At 60.9% G+C, this 1,291-nt stretch carries 2 protein-coding genes; both read right to left on the reverse strand.

From position 1 onward, the window contains the following. Positions 1-221, reverse strand: a 221-nt coding sequence (locus STRTUCAR8_RS05065) for an SIS domain-containing protein (protein WP_158697382.1), incomplete at its 3' end; no start/stop codon positions are given. A 559-nt stretch (positions 222-780) separates the two neighbouring features. Further along, the coding region (locus tag STRTUCAR8_RS05070) for an extracellular solute-binding protein (RefSeq protein WP_241784673.1) at positions 781-1,291 on the reverse strand (511 nt) is incomplete at its 5' end.

A 1,291-nucleotide genomic window follows, 5' to 3' on the forward strand; every position in this document is an offset into this window, starting at 1 on the left:
AGCAGGTTCATCAGGGCCAGGCCGCCCGCGCGGTAGACGATGTCTTGCGCGGCCAGCGAGGAGTGCCCGGCGCCGAAGGCGAACAAGCGCCCCTCGGCCGCCACGGTGTCGGCGATGAGCGTGCCGGCGGCCGTCACGGCGTCCGTCTCCTCGTCGCGCACCCGCCGCAGCAGTTCGATCGCGGCGTCGAGGAACTGCGCGGACAACTCGCTGTCGCTCATCGGTAAGCCCTTCGGGAGATCGGCGTACAGGTCCGTGGCGGTCCGTATCGGTCCGTGTCGCCGATCACGGTGAGGTCTGGACCACTGCCCTGTCAACAGCGCCACAGGCCGTTCCGGCGCCCGTCGCCGTACCCTCGGTGAAACGTGCTGTCTACCCGACCGCGAGGATCCGTAACCGTGTGGTTCCCCCGCGGCGGCACGGTTGTCAGTGGTATGCGTCAGAATTGAAGCCAGGGCCAGCGCACGCGCCGGAGCCGTCGAGCCTCCGGCACATCGTGCATCCGAAGATCAGCAGTTCAACCTGTTGATAGTACGTACTAAGCTCTCATGTTTCACGTACTAAGCTCTCATGTTTAACGTACTAAGCTCTCATGTTTAACGAACTAAACCCTCATGGCTAACGTACTAAGCTCTCATGGCTAACGTACTAAGCTCTCATGTTTCACGTACTAAGCTCTCATGTTTGAACAATAAAATTAATATAAATCAGCAACTTAAATAGCCTCTAAGGTTTTAAGTTTTATAAGAAAAAAAAGAATATATAAGGCTTTTAAAGCTTTTAAGGTTTCACCTTCATCCAGGTCACGGTGTTGACGGCGGCGGCCGAGTCCATCGCCGGCTTGTAGGTGCCCGTGCCGTCCGGCTCGACGATCTTCGCGCCGCCCTGCCAGAGGAAGCTGGAGCCCCACCAGGCCGCGTACCCGTTCTGGGCGCTGCCGGGGACGACCATGCCGTAGGTGTCGGCCTTGCCGTCGCCGTCCGGGTCGCGGGTGGCGAACGCCTTGGCGACGTCCAGCATCTCCTGCCAGGTGGTGGGCGCCGTGAGGCCGAGCCTCTGGAGCCAGTCCTTGCGGATCATCAGGGTCTGGGCCTGACGGGAGTAGGGGATGCCGTAGTGCTTCCCGTCGATACCCACGGTCGACGCCCAGGATTTGGCGGTGATCTGGTCATGGCCCGCGATCGAGTCGGGGTCGATGGCCTTCAGCAGCCCCTGGCTCTGGTAACTGCCCATCAGTGCCGTGTCGTTGATCATGACGTCCGGCAGTCCTTGGTGGACGCGCGGCTCTGCA

The sequence above is a fragment of the Streptomyces turgidiscabies Car8 genome, from assembly GCF_000331005.1.
GTDB lineage: Bacteria > Actinomycetota > Actinomycetes > Streptomycetales > Streptomycetaceae > Streptomyces > Streptomyces turgidiscabies.